We start from the raw sequence: 15,152 nt of genomic DNA, 5'->3' as shown, positions 1-15,152 counted from the left end.
GGCCGTTTAAGCGGCGGGTTGGGGTGTGCCGGCATGTTGCTGGCGGGCGGCAAGGGCGGCGTCCAGGTTGCCGGACAGGCCTTTTCGGTCCTTGGCCGGCGGCGGGGCGAAGGCGCCGGCGCGGTGCGGTCCTGACTGCAGTGCGGCCACTGCCTCGGCCATGCGGATGCCGGCGGAGATGCCGTCCACCACGGGAACAGGGATCTGGCCGCGAAGGTCGCGGGCCAGGCCGGCCAGCGGGGCACCGGCAAGGATGACGACGTCGGCACCGTCCTCAGCCACGGCCTGCCGGCTCAGTGCCAACAGGGTTTCCCGAAAGTCCTGCTGGACCGAGGCAATGCTGGTGAGCGAGTCGTTGATGGACCGGATGGAGGCCAGCCGGCCGGCCAGGCCGAAGCGCTCCACGCACTGGCGGTACCAGGGTTTGATCCGGTCTGAGATGGCGATGATGGAGAAGCGGTGGCCCTGCAGGGCTGCTGCGCACAGGGCGGCCTCGGTGATGCCGATGACGGGCACGTCCGCCAGTTCCTTGAGGGCGGGCACACCGGGGTCACCGAAGGCAGCGACCACCACGGCATCCACCGGGTCCGCGCCGGGCCGGGTGTGCTCGGCGATGATCTCGGCCACCGCGCCGGCGGCCACCAGGGATTCGAAGCGGGTCTCGATGTATTCGACGCCATGGCCGGCCGTGCGGAGCAGCAGTTCGGTGCCGGGGGAGGCTGAGCGGACCGCCTCCGATTCGATCAGTGCGGTGACATCGGCGCTGATGTTGGGATTGATTACCAGGAGTTTCATTTTCTCTTCCGGTGGAATTCTGGTTCGGTCTTCTGAAAGTCCTCGGGGAACTGTTCCCGGTACTTTCCAATGTGGGACGCGGACTGCGCGGCCGCCCTGTCTGGATCTCCGCTGGCAATGGCCGCGTAGAGCTCGCGGTGTTCGCGGATGAGTTCAGGCAGGTCGCTGACGTGCCGGAACAGCCAGTGCATGCGGCCCTGGAGGGGTTCCAGGGCGGACTTGAGGAAGTTGTTGTCAGCGATGCCGGTGATGGCGTCGTGGAATTCGCTGTTGGAGCGGTGGGCTTCCCTCACTGCCCCCTTGGCCAGGAAAGCCTCCGCGTTGTCCAGGAGCCCTAAGAGGTAGGCGAGGTCGTCCGCGGTGGCCCGCTTGGCGGCGAGCCGGCAGGCCAGGACCTCCAGGGATTGGCGGACGTCGAAGAGGTCCTCCACGTCCTTGGGGCTGAGGCTGCTCACCTCAGCCCCGCGTGCGCCGCGGTCGCTGATGAGGCCTTCCTGACGGAGCATGCGCAGGGCCTCGCGGACGGGCAGCCGGGATACGGAGAATTCGGCGGCGAGGTCGCGCTCCACCAACCGCGTGCCGGGAGCGTAGTGTCCTTCGAAAATCCGGGTGCGGAGGGTGTCCCGGACAGTCTCGCGGAGGGGGCGGTCCTTGTCCTGGGTCTCTTCTGCGGTCAGCATGATGCTCCATTTTCGATTCTTGTAGGGCACTGCTCCCGGCTGCGGGGGCGTTGTGTGCAAGGTTCCCTGCGAGGGTTAGCTTAGACAGGAAGCCGCTTGTTGTAGTTCAGCGTCAGGACTGAGACGCCCATGATCACCGCGGATCCCACGAAGTACAGCAAGGCCCAGGTATAGGAGCCGGTGGCACCCACGATCAGGCCGACGACGATGGGGGTCACGAAGCCGGAGATGTTGCCGCTGAGGTTCATGGCTCCGCCCAGGACCCCGGCGTTGGTCCGGCCGCCGAGGATGGCGGGGATGCTCCAGAACAGGCCCACCCAGCGGAGGAAGAACAGGACCAGCGAAAGCAGGACCACGGCGGTGGTGGCATCCGGGACTACGGTGACGCCCACCAGGCCGCCCACCACCACGGCGCTGGAGATGCCGAGGAGGGTCCGCATCACCAGGTTTGCGGAGGCGCCGGACGCCCGCCACTTGTCCGCGACGGTGCCGCCGATGATTTCCCCGACGAACCCGGCGCCGAAGATTACCAGTGTTGACCAGCCGATGGTCTTCAAATCAAATCCCTTGGCCTGGGCCAGGTACAGCGGTCCCCAGGTCAGCAGGCCGTAGAAGACGCCGTTGAATCCCAGCCAGCCCAGGCACATGGCCCAGAAGGAGCGGAATTTGAGGTAGGGGAGCAGCCCGCGCTTGCCCTTGCTGCCCACCACTGCCGCTTCGGCATCCTCCGCAGCGTGTGACGCTTCGATGTAGGACGCTTCCGCCTCGTTGACGCCGCGGTGCTCACGTGGATTGTCCCGAACGTACCACCAGACAGCGAGGCCCATGAGGACAGTGGCGGCGCCGGCGATGACGAAGGACCAGCGCCAGCTGCCTGTGGTGGCAATCAGGCCGGCAATGATGATGCCGCCGAGCCCGGCACCCAGGGGTGCGCCGGCATCGAGGATGGTTGCGCCGCGGCCGCGTTCAGACTTGTGCATCCAAATGGCATTAAGCTTGCCGCCGGCGGGCATCACGCCGGCTTCGGTCACGCCGATTCCAAGCCGGGCGATGAACATGCTCAGGAAGCCGCCGGCCATACCGGAGGCCGCTGTGGCAGCACCCCAGCCCAGGCAGGACGCCGTCATCACCTTGCGCGGACCGAACTTGTCGATCAGCCACCCAACGGGGACCTGCATCAGGGCGTAAGTCCAGAAAAACGCGGACAGCAGCAGGCCGACCAATTCGGGAGCGAGGTTGAATTCCTTCTGGATGATGGGCAGGGCGACGGAGATGGATCCGCGGTCGATGGAGTTGACGGATACGAGGACCAACAGCAGCAGGAAAAGCCGCCAGCGGACAGCACTGCGCCGTTGCGTGCTGTCCGTTGCTGGTTTTTCGGCAAGGCCCGGGGTGGCCTCGTCGGACGTGGCCGTTGTTTCGGTGTTTGGAATGGACACAGCTTCTCCTTCACGGGGAAGTTTACGGATGGGGAGTATGCGAAAAGGTGCGTGGTGCCCGGCAGGGCGGTTTGGCCTGCCGGCGGGGACTGGCCCGCTGGACGATCCGGAGCGTGGAGAGCGGGGTGTGCGATTTTGGGATCCCAATTTGGGATCCCAAAATCAAAGGTAGAAGTGACTCCCGCCACTGTCAAGGGTTTTTGCTGCCGTTGGGGTAGGAAGGGCCTGCAAACCGATTGTGACTGCCCCTCCCAACCAGGTAGCAGTAGATGTCGTTATGAGGGCTCAAAACGACGCCTACTGCTACCTGGTTGGGTGACTCGCTACGAGCGGGACTCTTCGCATCCGTACGACAGGATCTCGGCCAGTTCGGCGAGCCGGTGGGCCCGCGCTGACTCCGCGGGGGTGAACGGCTCACCCGGGCGGGAAAAGGTGATGGGGCCGTGCCATGCCGTGGGGATCTTGAGGCGCGTACCGTCGTCGGGCCCCTGCAGGCCGGCGTTCGACGGCGGCACAATCCTTGCGTGCAGCAGCTCGGCCACCGCCAGGGGAAGTTCGTCCGGTGCGGCGGCGATCCTCGCGGCAAGGCTGAGCGCCCTGGTCTGCCCGTCCGCCATGGCCAAGGCGGTGGTGGGCCAGACGTGGGAACCGGTGCTGCCGCCGTCGTGCAGTGCCGCCAGCAGCTCACGCTCGCCAACCCCGCGCGGGACGGAGAGGACGAATTCGTCCAGAACCCCGTCCGGCACCGGGTGGACATGGATGCCCAGGACGTTGGCATCCAGCCGGGCCAGCGCCCGCGTGATCCGCTGCAATGAACCGGGTTCGTCCCGGAGCAGTGCGCGCGCCCGCCACAGCGATGGGGCCGCCGCCAACTGCCGGCGGTGCCGCAGCGCGGGGGCATGCAGCCAGCGCAGCAGGATCCGGGCGGCGGACGGCTCGGCCACCCAGATCACCAGGACCGTCGCGGTGAAGGTCAGCACCAGCACCTTGGCAACGTAGGGAAGGTGGGTCTCCACCACCAGGGCGTGGACCAGCAACTCGATGGGCAGCATCACGGCGACGTTGGCCGCGGTCAGGCGCGCCTTGGGCGGCTCCGGCATTTGGCCGCAGACCTCGCAGCGCAGTTCGGAAGCGGGCGTGTTGTGCGGAGGGCGCTTCATGACCCAAGCATTGCGGGGTGCTGTTTCCGCTGCATTGCCTTCCGATTCCATTCATGGGAACGCGTCGGGCGCCTGCAGGGGGTGCCCGCGTAGGATTTACCAGGAACGTCAGCGCGGCCGCCCGTTAGAATCCACCCCAGGAAGGCGCTGCCCGTGAAGATGTTTACCGAGATGTTCAGCATTGGCCCCGGCAACAAGGACCACCACCCGGCGCTCAGGTGCGCCGTGGGCGTCTTCGTCCCGCTGATCACCCTGGTGCTGCTGGGGCGGCTGGACCTGGCAATCTTCGCGTCCTTCGGCGCCTTCACGGGCATCTACGGCCGTGGTGAGCCGCATGCCGTCCGCTTTATGCTGCAGCTGCGCGCCGGGCTGCTGATGCTCCTGGTGATCTTCCTGGCGGCGCTCGCAGCGCGGATGGGTCCCGCGATGGGCCTGGACGCTGCCGCGCACACCTGGCTGCTGGTCCTGGCCACCACGCTGGTGGCCGGCGCCTGCTCCGTAGCCATTTCCTGGCTGCGGCTGCGCCCTGCGGGTTCGCTCTTCCATATCTTCGCTTTCGCCGCCATCGCATCCATTCCCAACCAGCCGCCGCTGTGGGAGGGCATGCTGGTGGCGGTGCTCACCACCGTGTTCGCCCTGCTCGTCGGCTTCTCGTCCCGGATCCTTCCCAGCCACCGCACTCCCTGGACCCGGCCTCCCCGGATCCGGCGCACGGCGGCGGAAAAGCGCACGGCCTGGCTTGAAGGGTTCGGTTACCTGGTGGCCGCGGGGCTCGCCGGCTCGTTGGCCACGTGGGCCGGCGGCCAGCTAGGTTTCGGCCACAACTACTGGGCCATGGTGGCCGCGGTGGTGCCCCTAGTGGGTCACACCACGCGGCACCGGGTACGCCGCGGCATCCAAAGGATCATCGGTACCGTGCTGGGCCTGGCATTGCTGGCCGTGATCCTGCTGCTGAACCTCGCTCCCTGGCAGATCGTGCTGGTCATCGCGCTGTGCCAGTTCGGCGCCGAACTCTTCATTGCCCGCCAGTACGTGCTGGCCCAGATCTTTGTGACACCGTTGGCCCTGATCTCCACTCTGCTAGTGGTGCCAGCTTCGCCCACCATCCTGTTGCGCGACCGCATCATCGAAACAGTGATCGGCGCCGCGGTGGGTGTCAGCGTGGTATTGGTACCGGGCGCGTGGCGCCGCGTCCGGCAACGCACGACGACGGCCTGACCGCCTTCCAGACGCACCGCACCTCCAGGCCTGCTGCCCTAAGGCCCGCGCGGCCCTCCAGGACCGCGGTACGCTGGACTTCCCGTTCAACGGAAGGATGCGGCCGTGGCGAACTCAACCTCGGGGGACTCGGTGGTGGACCGGATCGTGCGGCTGATCTCCGCCTTCCCCCAGGACGTCGGCGCCCTCCGGCTGTCTGAACTCGCGGAGCGCGCTGGTCTTCCGCTGACCACCACGCACCGGCTGGTGGCCCAGCTCTCCGGGCACGGGCTCCTGGAGACAGCCCCCGGTGGACTGGTGCGGCCGGGGCTGCGGCTGTGGGAGCTGGTGAACCGCGCCTCGCCGGCGCTGGCGCTGCGGCAGGCGGCCATGCCGTTCATGGAGGACATCCAGCAGGTCCTGAACCAGAACGTGAACCTGGCGGTGCTGGACGGCTGGGAGGCCTTGTTCGTGGAGCGGCTGTCCCGGCGGGGCTCGGTGGCCAACCGTGCGCAGGTGGCAGGCAGGATGCCCATCCACATCTCCTCCGCCGGGCTGGCGCTGATGGCCCACCAGTCAAAGGCCGTGAAGCAGGAATACCTGGGTCAGTTCACCGACCCGGACGGAAAACTGACCGCGGACGACGTCCGGACGCTGCTGGCAGAAACCTCCCGCCAGGGTTTCGCGCAACTCAAGGGCGTGGTGGATCCGGGGACCTGGGGCATCGCGGTGCCCGTTCTGGACCGCCGCCAGCGCGCTGTGGCATCACTGGGCGTGGTGGTCCCCCTGCAGGAGATGCGCCTGCAGGCCCTGGTTCCGGCGCTCCAGACCGCAGCCCGCGGCATTGCCCGAGGCCTGGCGTGAACCTGGATCCCAGCCCGTTCCGATCAACGGAATGCCTGTAACGCCCGTCACCCGTTCTGCCGCACACTGAAGCCAGGCAACCATTTCCGGCCCATTTCCGGGCCCCGCGACGAAGCGAGACACAGCCATGGCACGAAAAGTCATCACCACCCAGGTAGCAATCATGGGAGGCGGTCCGGCAGGGCTGATGCTCTCCCATCTGCTGGCAAAGGCAGGAATCGAGTCCACGGTGATCGAGATCCGCAGCCACGAGGAAATTTCCCACACCGTGCGGGCCGGCATCCTGGAGCACGGGACCGTCAACCTGCTGGTGGACAGCGGCGTCTCCGACCGGGTGCTGCGCGATGGGGACCGGCACGACGGCATCGAGCTTCGCTTCAACGGCGAAAGCCACCGCATCGACTTCAAGGACCGGGTGGGTGAGTCGGTGTGGCTGTACCCGCAGACGGACGTCTTCCTGGACCTCGCCGCGCGCAGGAAGGATGACGGCGGCGACGTCCGCTACAGCGTCACCAACACCACCGTCCACGACCTGGAGGGGAAGCCGAAGGTCTGGTTTACCGATGCCGACGGCGTCGAGTTCGAGATCCAGGCCGACTTCCTGGTGGGCGCAGACGGATCCCGCAGCCACTGCCGGTTCCAGATTCCGGAGGCCAACCGCAAGTGGTACTTCCACGAATACCCCTTTGCCTGGTTCGGCATCCTGGCCGAGGCTCCGCGCAGCTCCGACGAGCTGATATACGCCAACTCCGCCAATGGCTTCGCCCTGATCAGCCAGCGCACCGAAACCGTGCAGCGCATGTACTTCCAGTGCGATCCCAAGGAAAACGTGGCGGAGTGGGACGACGACAGGATCTGGGCCGAATTCCGCGGTCGCGTCAACGGCAACGGCTTTGAGCTCAAGGAAGGCCCGGTCCTGGAAAAGATGGTGCTGCCGTTCCGGAGCTTCGTCCACACCCCCATGCGGTACGGCAACCTGTTCCTGGCCGGCGACGCCGCGCACACCGTGCCGCCCACAGGTGCCAAGGGCCTCAACCTGGCCATCAACGACGTCAAGGTCCTTTTCGAGGGACTGGACAGCCACTACAACTCCGGCTCGGACAAGCTCCTGGAGACCTATAGCGACCGTGCGCTGGACCGGGTGTGGAAGGCGCAGCAGTTCTCCTACTGGATGACCACGATGCTCCACACCCCTGCGGACGCGGACGACTTCTCCCGCGCCCGCCAGCTCGGTGAACTGAATTCCGTGGTCTCCTCCCGCCACGGCATGGCCTACCTGGCCGAGGCATACACCGGCTGGCCCGGCCGCGCCTAAACCCGGGAGGATTACGACGGCGGGTGCGTCCTATGGTGCCAGCAGGCGGCGGATAGTCCCGGCGATGGCAGCGGCGTCCGGCTGCTCGTCCCGCCTGACGGTGAGGAGATGGAGCAGCACGCCGTCGCCGTAGTCCGCCACGTCCCGCGCCCGGGCCGCTGGGTCGGCCAGCCCCAATGCCGCCAGCGCCTGCTCCAGTCCGGCCACCAGCAGGTGATGGCCGGCGGTCACGGCCTCGGGATGGTCGAGCGAAAGGGCCAGCCGGGCGCGGGTGAGGCCGCCGTGGTGCCCGGCCAATGCCAGTATCAGCCCGGCCAGCTGGTCTGACAGCTCATCCACGTTCTGCGGCGGAGCGGCCGGGCCCTGGTCCTGCAGGAGCGCTGCGTCCAGTTCCAGCACCCGCTCCAGTACCGCTTCGACCAGGGCGTTGCGGTTCCGGTAGTAGTTGGAGGTGGTGCCCTCCGCCAGTCCTGCCGCCGCGTCCACGGCTCTATGGGTGAGTCCCTTCATGCCCTTGTCCGCCACCACGGCCAGGGCGGCATCTAGGAGTTGCGTCCTGCGGTCGGGCATGGGCCCAGTCTAGTAACAGCCCTTCAGGTTCACTACAAACGTAGTAAAATCTACTGCATGGAGACGATTTCGATCGTTGGCGGAGGCATTGCAGGGCTGGCACTCGCGGCCTGCCTGGACCCGGCCAGGTTCCAAGTGACTATTTATGAGAAGCGACCGGAGCTGCCCGTCGTCGGCACTGCGCTGGGGATGTGGCCCACCGCCCAACGTGCGCTGGCGCGGCTGGGGTTGCTCCAGGAAGCCAGGGCGGCGAGCCCGGTAATCGGCAGTGGCTCAATCCGCAACGGTGCCGGCGAGCCCTGGGTGACAGTCGATGCTGCAGGAATGTTCGCTATCTCCCGCATCGACTTGTTGCAGCTCCTGGACTCCGCCGTTCCCGGCGCCGTGCGGCGCGTCACGGCCAATATCGAGCGGGTTCCGGCTGGCGGCGGCCTGGTGGTGGGCGCCGACGGTGTCCACAGCATGATCCGCCGCGAGGTCTGGGGAGCCGGCACCGCTGCACGGCTCCTGCCCTACCTTGCCCTCCGGGGGATTCTTCCTTCCCCGGTCAACCAGGACCAGGTGGGGGAGTACTGGAGCCGCGGGGACCTGTTCGGCATCGCCGCTTCCCGGGGCGGCACGCTCTGGTATGCGAGCTACCGGTCCGGACTCGGCCCCTATGGAATCGATGTGGCTTCGGCACTGGACCAGGCGAGGGAACGCTACGCCGCACACGCGCCCGGCATCCGTCAGGTTCTGGCCGCCGCGACCCCAGAGGGTTCCCTGGTGCAGCGGCTGTGGACAGTTCCGCATCTGCGCTCCTACGTCAGCGGCAGGACTGTCCTGATTGGCGACGCCGCACACGCCATGACCCCCAACCTGGGCCGCGGGGCGTGCGAGTCCCTGGTGGATGCGGTAACACTGGCGGACCTCCTCAACACGCTGCCCGCAGACCAGGCGCTGCGTGCCTACAACCGTAAGCGCCGTCTCCGGACCCAGGCGGTGAGCCGGGGTTCGTCCGCCCTCAACCGTGTGGCCCTGGCGGAAGGTGCCCAGCCGCTGCGGGACCGCTTGCTCAGCCTGGCCCGACGGCGGAACGAACGGGCCGCCGTCGGCAGCGGTTCCGGCGGGTAATCACCGGACGGCGGTGGCCGGGCGGGTTGCGTCGTCCTCACCCGGAGCCTGGTCGCGGGGAAGTGCAGGGCCAGGCAGTTGCGAAAGGGGAGGGGGCGCGGGCTTGCGCTTCCTGGTCCTGCGGCGCCCGGCCCGGCCGTAGACGAGATACATTGTCACACCTGTGATGACCATAAGAAGCACCGTGTAAACGAACGTGTTCGCGATTCCCTCAGTGCCCTCCGCGCCATCGGTGTTGGCCTTGATCACCAGGCCCAGCGGCTGCACCAGCGGATGTGCCAGGAAGATGGCCGTGTCGTAGTCGTCCAGCAGGCTGTTGAAGTTCAGCGCCGTAATAGCCGCTGCCGCGGGGAGCACCAGCGGCAGGAGGATGCGCCTGAACACGTACAGCGTCTTGGCGCCCATGATGGCGGCAGCCTCCTCAAACGAAGAGTTCACGGAGGCAAAGGACGCCTTGAGCATCCGGAGAGTGAAGGGGATTTTCACCGTGACGAATGCGATAAGCAGGATCACCAGTGTCCCCGTCAGGACGGCACCGCCCACCAGAGGGCTGGGGTGGTCGTAGCTGACGATCAGGCCCAAGGCCAGCAGTGCGGAAGGCAGGATCCACGGGATGTGCAGCAGGTACTCGAACGCTGAGGCCACCCAGTTTTTGTGTTTATGCAGCAGCCGGGCCACGAAGAGGAGTCCGCCGACGGCGATCACGGCCGCAAGTGCGCTGTACACAACGCTGACGATGAAAGGCCGAAGCCCGGACTGCTGGGTGAGGACCCGGACGTAGTTGTCCAGTGTCAGGTTGGCCAGCGACAGTTGTCCCGTCTGGATGGCCGCGCCGTCGGCAAACGAGTAAAACACGATCAACACCACCGGAAGCGTGTACACGGCGAAGAAAAGATATGCCACGGCGTGCACGGCGACGTTGGCAACGGGATTGGTGATGTCCTGCTTCTGCAGTTCGGATGACACCTTCGACACCGAAAAGTATGTGCCACCCTTCTCCACGCGGGACATGACGGCGAGCATAAGCATGGTGGCCACGCCCAGGATCACGGCCAGCAGTGCCGCCAGGTCCCGCGAGGTGGGGCTGTTGGTGAAGGTCAGGATCATCGGCGTGATGGTCTGGAAGTCGCGGCCGCCCAGCACTTGCGGGGCGCTCAGGGCGCCCAGGCCGGTGAGGAAGGACAGGATGGTGACGGCGAACAGCGTTGGTTTGAGCATGGGCAGGACGATCCGCCGCAGGACGGTCCACGGGGAGGCACCCAGGTTCCGTGCGGCCTCGATGGTCTGGTAGTCGATACCTTTAAGGGCGTTGGCAACGAACAGCATGTGGTTGGTGGTGGTGGCAAAGGTCATGACCACCAGGACGGCGAAGAACCCTGAGAACCAGCCGGCGTCCATTCCGGGGACCAGCCTGACCAGCAGCGAGGTGACAATGCCCTTTTCCCCGTATATGAACTTGTACCCTGCCGCCAGCACTATGCCGCCATAGATGAACGTCGAGGCATATCCCAGGAAAAGGATCCTCGAACCGCGGATCCGGAAGTAATGCGTCACGAGGACGATGAAGACGCCCACCAGGTTGACGGTAATGGACAGCGCCACGGCCAGGAGGAAGCTGTTGCCCAGCGCCTTCATTGCCCGCTGTGAGGAGAACAGCTTCTCCGCAGCCCGGCCCGAAAAACTGCCGTCTGGGAAGAAGGTGGCCATCAGGATGTTGACGTTTGGCCATACCAGGAACGCGGCAATAAACCAGGTGAGAACGGCGCCCACCACCAGGACGAGCGGGGAGCTCGCCATGCTGCGCACCGTGTTGTTGCCGCTCATGGCAGGGCGACCGCCTGGTCCTGTCCCAGGGAGACGCCAGTGCCCGGATGGTATTGGAGAATGTGTCCGGGCTGGACGTAGACCGTGGTGGCGGCGCCCGTCTCCGGGTGCGCTCCCCCGTCTTCCCTGACCAGGAGACGGATGTCCGCCCCGTGGCTGCGGACCACGTAGCGGCTGTGCAGCCCGTGATAGGTACGGGAAATGACGGTGGCGGGAAGCCCGACGGCGGTCCCTCCGTCCGCAGGCCGGTCCAGGGAGGCCTTTTCCACGCGCAGGTAGGATCTGGTCTCCGTGCTGAGTCCGGCTGCGGAGAGCCGGTTGACCTCCGCGACGAACTCCGGCGTCAGGGCTGAGCTGTCGCCAATGAAATTGCAGACGAACTCCGTGGCGGCATGGTCGTAGATGTCCTGGGGCGTCCCGACCTGCTCGACCACTCCCTTGTTGAACACCGCTACGCGGTCGCTCATGGCAAGTGCCTCGTCCTGGTCGTGAGTGACATAGACAGTGGTGATGCCGAATTCGCTCTGCAGGTCCTTGAGCTGCTGGCGCAATTGGTGGCGCAGCTTTGCATCAAGGTTGGACAGGGGCTCGTCCAGCAGCAGGATCTTGGGCCGCAGTACCAAGGCCCGGGCAACAGCCACCCGCTGCTGTTGGCCGCCGGACAGCTCAGCCACATTTTTGGCGAGCTGCTCATCGCTGAGCTCCACGCGCCGTGCAATGTCCCGTACCAGGCGGTCGCTGTCTGCCGGTTTTTCCTTCCGGACCCTGAGTCCGAAGGCGATGTTCTCCCACACGCTCATGCTGGGGAACAGGGCGTAGTTCTGGAACACCATGCCCACCTGCCGCTTGTCGCTTGGAAGGCGGGTCACGTCCTTCCCGTCCACCCTGACCGTACCCCTGGCCGGCTCGATGAAGCCGGCCAAGGTGCGCAGCGCCGTAGTCTTTCCGCACCCGGAGGGCCCCAGGAGGGTGAAGAACTCGCCGGGCCGGACATGCAGGTCCAGGTGCGGAATGGCGGTGAAATCGCCAAAGGTAACTTCGATGTTTTCCAAGCGGATCATGGCAAACCTGTCTGAGGGAACACGGGGACGGCGGCTGGCAGGACGGGTTAGGTCATGTATTCGAGTTCGATCTTCTCCACCCAGGCGCCCATGTTTTTCTGGACGAAGTCCCAGTCGATGTCCTGCTGCTTGAGGCCGGCAAAGAAGTCCACCACCCCGGGGTTGGCCTTTGCCTGGGCGCCCTTGTTTACCGGCATTGAGTTGAACTTCTGCGCGAACTCGGCCTGGACTTCTGCGCTGCCGAACCAGTCGATGAATTTCTGTGCCTGCTCCTTTTTCTTGGTCCCCTTCACCAGGGCTATCTGCTCCACTGCAAGCGGGACGCCCACGGAAGGCATGACCGTGTCCACGTTCACTTTGAAGGACTTTTCGCGGTCGGCAATGATCGAGGACGGCATCTGGCCCATGTCCACGTCGCCGGAGGCAATGCGGGCAAACAGGTCGGTCTTGGCAACGGCGGGGCTGCCGTTCTTGAAGTACTGCTGAACCTGCTTCCACCCGTCGTCGGAAATCCCCAGATCGCCGGAGTTGTCCCGGTACCGGGAGAGGATCCCGGCGAAGACCAGTTGAGCAGTGGCGGTGCCCATCCCGGTGACCCGCTCGTAGCGGCTCTTGAACTCATCCTTGGTCCACAGGTCCGTCCAGTCCTTCGGCGCGGCGTCCTTGGCGATCTTGTCCGAGTTGTAGCCAAGGAGAATGGCCTGCTTCACCAAGGGCCAGTATGTCTCCCCGTCGCCGAGGCCCTTGTCCACGTCTCCCGCCCATGCCGGATGGTAGGCCTCCAGCGCACCCTCTTTTTTGATCTGGGAGAAGTACATGTTGTTGAGCCCAAAAGCGACATCAGCGATGGGGTTGTTCTTTTCGGCAATGAGCTTGTTGGTGGCATCGGCGCCCCCCGCCCCCACGATCTCGATCTTGAACCCGGCCTCTGCCGCCTTGGCAGCCAGCCAATCGCCCCGGCCTTCGCCGTTCGAGTTGGTGTAGACAACCAAGGTGTCACCGGACCCACCTGCCGTAGCTCCGGAGGCTTCACCGGTTGAGGCCGGCGGGGTGGAGGCCCCGCCGCAGCCGGCGAGAAGGGTGGCGGCGACGGCGGCAGCAACCAAAGTCTTCAATTTACGCACGATCAGGACTCATTTCTGGACTGGGATCGGAGCATGTCCGCACAGCCTTTAGCCGGGCATGACAAAAACCGGGCTGTTATGGCTATCGATTCGATAAACAGCCCGGCTGCCCACTTTGGACCAGTTGGAGAAACGGTTGGGGCCCTGGGCGTAAACCGGGGGCGAACGTTAGTCCTGCGGCGCCGTTGCGCTGAGGTGGTGGGTGGGGATGCGGTCCCGGTCGTAGGTGATTTCCGTGTAGCCGTGCGGCTCGGGCTTGCCGTCCCGGTCCAGGTTCACGAAAACGATCTCCTCGATGGTGAGGATGCTTTGCCTGGTGATCATGTTGCGGACCTCAGCCCGCATGGCCAGTGAGGTCCGGCCGAACCGGGTAGCCGTCAGGCCCATCTCGATGAGGTCGCCCTGCACGGCCGAGCTGACGAAATTGATCTCCGAAATGTACTTGGTGACGGCGCGGCCGTTGCCCAGCTGGAGGATGGCGTAGATGGCGGCCTCTTCGTCAATCCACTTCAGCAGGCTCCCGCCGAAGAGGGTCCCGTTGGCGTTGAGGTCCTCGGGCCGGACCCACTTGCGGGTCCGGAAGGTGATGTCTGCTGTTTCCATAGGCTGAGATTAGCTGAATGCATTGCGCGCGCTCGCAGTGTGACGGGCTGCACGGGTGCTAGGCCATGGCGGTCTGGGCGGCACTGTGGGCGTTGATGCTCTTGGCGTAGCAGTGCGAGTACTCCACTCCGATGTAGGGCCCGAAGTTCGGGATCGGATCGAATCCTGAATTTTCGTAGAAGTTCCGGCCGTCCGGCTGGGCTGATCCGGCCTCCGCCTTGATACGGGTGATGCCCTGGCTGAAGGCTTCAGCTTCGAGTGCCGCCAGGATGGAGCTGGCCACCCCGGAACCCCGGGTGTACGGCAGGACGTAGAGGCGCTTGATTTCGGCCGTTGATCCGTCCAGGAGCCGCAGCCCTCCGCAGCCCACGGGTTGTCCCGATCCCTTGTCGTACGCCACGAGGAAGACCGCACAGTCGGCGCGCGACGGCGGTGGGCCGGGTTCGTGGTCAGGGCGGCCGAAGCGCGCGTCGAGTTCGGCCTGCTGGGCGCGGCGAAGGTCGGCGCCTACGGGGTTGGACCAGGAGACTTGCCGGATGTTCAGCCTGGGGTTGGTCTGCATATCTGCCTCGATTCGCCGGAGGGGTATGCCTGATAAGGCTAGGCGCCGGGAGTTACGGAGGTGTTTCCCAAGGGTTAGCACTTGGATAACGTGCACTGGAGGCTTCAATCAAGTTACTTGGTGGTCTAGTTATCAGTTGGTCTAAGATGATCGCATGGTTTCTATGGGCAACGAGGGATCCGGTTACTGGTACGGACCCGACGGGCAACTGGACTACAGCGCGGCCGTGTTGAAGTCCCTCCGGGACTACCGCGCGGCGGAAACGGAAATCCGCCGCAGCACCAGGGACTCTATGGGCATGGGCGAAACCGATATCCTCGCCCTGCGCTACCTGCTGAGGGTCCAGGCGTCCGGCAAGCAAGTAGTCCCTAAGGACCTCAGCCGTTTCCTCAATATTACTAGTGCTTCCACCACCTCACTCATTGACCGCCTGGTGGCCAGCGGCCATGTCCGCCGCGAAGCACACCCCTCGGATCGCCGTTCCGTCGTGGTGATCCCAACCGTGGAATCGGATAAAGAGGTCCGCGAGACGCTCGGAGCCATGCACCGCCGGATGATGACGGTCGCGGAAGGCCTGACTGCCGAAGAGGCGCGGATTGTGGTCGACTTCCTCCAGCGGATGACGCAGGCGCTTCAGTCTCCCGAGGCCGAAGACCCAAAAAGTCACTAGGGCGACTAGCTAGATCAGCTAGTTATATGTAAGCTTACGATTGTTCCTGAAGCTGCTTCCCGACGGAGTCGTGAGTGTGTTGGTTACTTTTACCGAAGTTTCACCGCGTAATCCCCGCATGGGTGCGTCAGTACCGGACAACCGCGTGGACTTGATGCGATGCACCCTGGCCGGC

General features: G+C 65.3%; 15 protein-coding genes. 5 read left to right on the top strand and 10 right to left on the bottom strand.

Annotation, left to right across the window (positions count from 1 at the left end):
- Positions 1-6 precede the first annotated feature (6 nt).
- From IEW19_RS10180 to IEW19_RS10165, 4 genes are all read right to left on the bottom strand, one after another.
- Positions 7-795, bottom strand: a complete 789-nt coding sequence (locus IEW19_RS10180) for an aspartate/glutamate racemase family protein (protein WP_188571511.1) — start codon at positions 793-795, stop codon at positions 7-9.
- On the bottom strand, positions 792-1,475 hold the full coding sequence (locus IEW19_RS10175) for a GntR family transcriptional regulator (protein ID WP_188571510.1): 684 nt from the start codon (positions 1,473-1,475) through the stop codon (positions 792-794). The genes IEW19_RS10180 and IEW19_RS10175 overlap by 4 nt, the downstream gene beginning before the upstream one ends.
- Positions 1,476-1,555: 80 nt before the next feature.
- Entirely contained in the window at positions 1,556-2,914 is a 1,359-nt protein-coding gene (locus tag IEW19_RS10170) for an MFS transporter (RefSeq protein WP_188571509.1), read from the bottom strand.
- Positions 2,915-3,237: 323 nt separating this feature from the next.
- A complete protein-coding gene (locus IEW19_RS10165; protein WP_188571508.1) occupies positions 3,238-4,074 on the bottom strand; it encodes an ACT domain-containing protein in 837 nt (278 codons plus the stop codon).
- A gap of 153 nt (positions 4,075-4,227) precedes the next feature.
- On the opposite strand from IEW19_RS10165, the gene IEW19_RS10160 reads away from it, so the two are divergent.
- From IEW19_RS10160 to IEW19_RS10150, 3 genes are all read left to right on the top strand, one after another.
- On the top strand, positions 4,228-5,292 hold the full coding sequence (locus IEW19_RS10160; RefSeq protein WP_188571507.1) for an FUSC family protein: 1,065 nt from the start codon (positions 4,228-4,230) through the stop codon (positions 5,290-5,292).
- 105 nt (positions 5,293-5,397) lie between these two features.
- Complete coding sequence (locus IEW19_RS10155) at positions 5,398-6,135, top strand: IclR family transcriptional regulator (RefSeq protein WP_188571506.1); 738 nt, start codon at positions 5,398-5,400, stop codon at positions 6,133-6,135.
- Between the two features lie 127 nt (positions 6,136-6,262).
- Positions 6,263-7,450 carry a 4-hydroxybenzoate 3-monooxygenase gene (locus IEW19_RS10150; protein ID WP_188571505.1) on the top strand — a complete coding sequence of 396 codons (1,188 nt, stop codon included), beginning with the start codon at positions 6,263-6,265 and terminating at the stop codon, positions 7,448-7,450.
- A 30-nt stretch (positions 7,451-7,480) separates the two neighbouring features.
- Here IEW19_RS10150 and IEW19_RS10145 read toward each other — a convergent pair whose 3' ends face one another.
- Positions 7,481-8,020, bottom strand: coding sequence for a TetR/AcrR family transcriptional regulator (locus IEW19_RS10145; protein ID WP_188571504.1), 540 nt, complete (start codon positions 8,018-8,020; stop codon positions 7,481-7,483).
- A gap of 57 nt (positions 8,021-8,077) precedes the next feature.
- On the opposite strand from IEW19_RS10145, the gene IEW19_RS10140 reads away from it, so the two are divergent.
- Positions 8,078-9,133 carry an FAD-dependent monooxygenase gene (locus IEW19_RS10140; RefSeq protein WP_188571503.1) on the top strand — a complete coding sequence of 352 codons (1,056 nt, stop codon included), beginning with the start codon at positions 8,078-8,080 and terminating at the stop codon, positions 9,131-9,133.
- On the opposite strand, the gene IEW19_RS10135 is transcribed toward IEW19_RS10140, so the two are convergent.
- The 5 genes from IEW19_RS10135 to IEW19_RS10115 form a co-directional block, all read right to left on the bottom strand.
- Positions 9,134-10,957 (bottom strand): ABC transporter permease, encoded by a 1,824-nt coding sequence (locus IEW19_RS10135; RefSeq protein WP_188571502.1) that lies wholly within the window; start codon positions 10,955-10,957, stop codon positions 9,134-9,136. It lies immediately after the preceding gene.
- Complete coding sequence (locus IEW19_RS10130) at positions 10,954-12,018, bottom strand: ABC transporter ATP-binding protein (protein ID WP_188571501.1); 1,065 nt, start codon at positions 12,016-12,018, stop codon at positions 10,954-10,956. The genes IEW19_RS10135 and IEW19_RS10130 overlap by 4 nt, the downstream gene beginning before the upstream one ends.
- Before the next feature lie 47 nt (positions 12,019-12,065).
- Positions 12,066-13,142 carry an extracellular solute-binding protein gene (locus IEW19_RS10125; RefSeq protein ID WP_188571500.1) on the bottom strand — a complete coding sequence of 359 codons (1,077 nt, stop codon included), beginning with the start codon at positions 13,140-13,142 and terminating at the stop codon, positions 12,066-12,068.
- Positions 13,143-13,310: 168 nt separating this feature from the next.
- The gene (locus IEW19_RS10120; RefSeq protein WP_188571499.1) at positions 13,311-13,745 is read right to left on the bottom strand and encodes an acyl-CoA thioesterase; all 435 of its coding nucleotides are present in this window, start codon (positions 13,743-13,745) and stop codon (positions 13,311-13,313) included.
- 58 nt (positions 13,746-13,803) lie between these two features.
- Positions 13,804-14,307: a GNAT family N-acetyltransferase gene (locus IEW19_RS10115; protein WP_188571498.1), complete on the bottom strand. Its 504-nt coding sequence runs from the start codon at positions 14,305-14,307 to the stop codon at positions 13,804-13,806.
- A 154-nt stretch (positions 14,308-14,461) separates the two neighbouring features.
- On the opposite strand from IEW19_RS10115, the gene IEW19_RS10110 reads away from it, so the two are divergent.
- The gene (locus IEW19_RS10110) at positions 14,462-14,977 is read left to right on the top strand and encodes a MarR family winged helix-turn-helix transcriptional regulator (RefSeq protein WP_188571497.1); all 516 of its coding nucleotides are present in this window, start codon (positions 14,462-14,464) and stop codon (positions 14,975-14,977) included.
- Positions 14,978-15,152: the final 175 nt, after the last annotated feature.

It is taken from the genome of Arthrobacter liuii (assembly GCF_014639275.1).
GTDB classification, from domain to species: Bacteria; Actinomycetota; Actinomycetes; order Actinomycetales; family Micrococcaceae; genus Arthrobacter; species Arthrobacter liuii.
The sequence above is the reverse complement of the archived record's forward strand: the minus strand, read 5'-3'. Positions and strand labels throughout refer to the sequence as shown.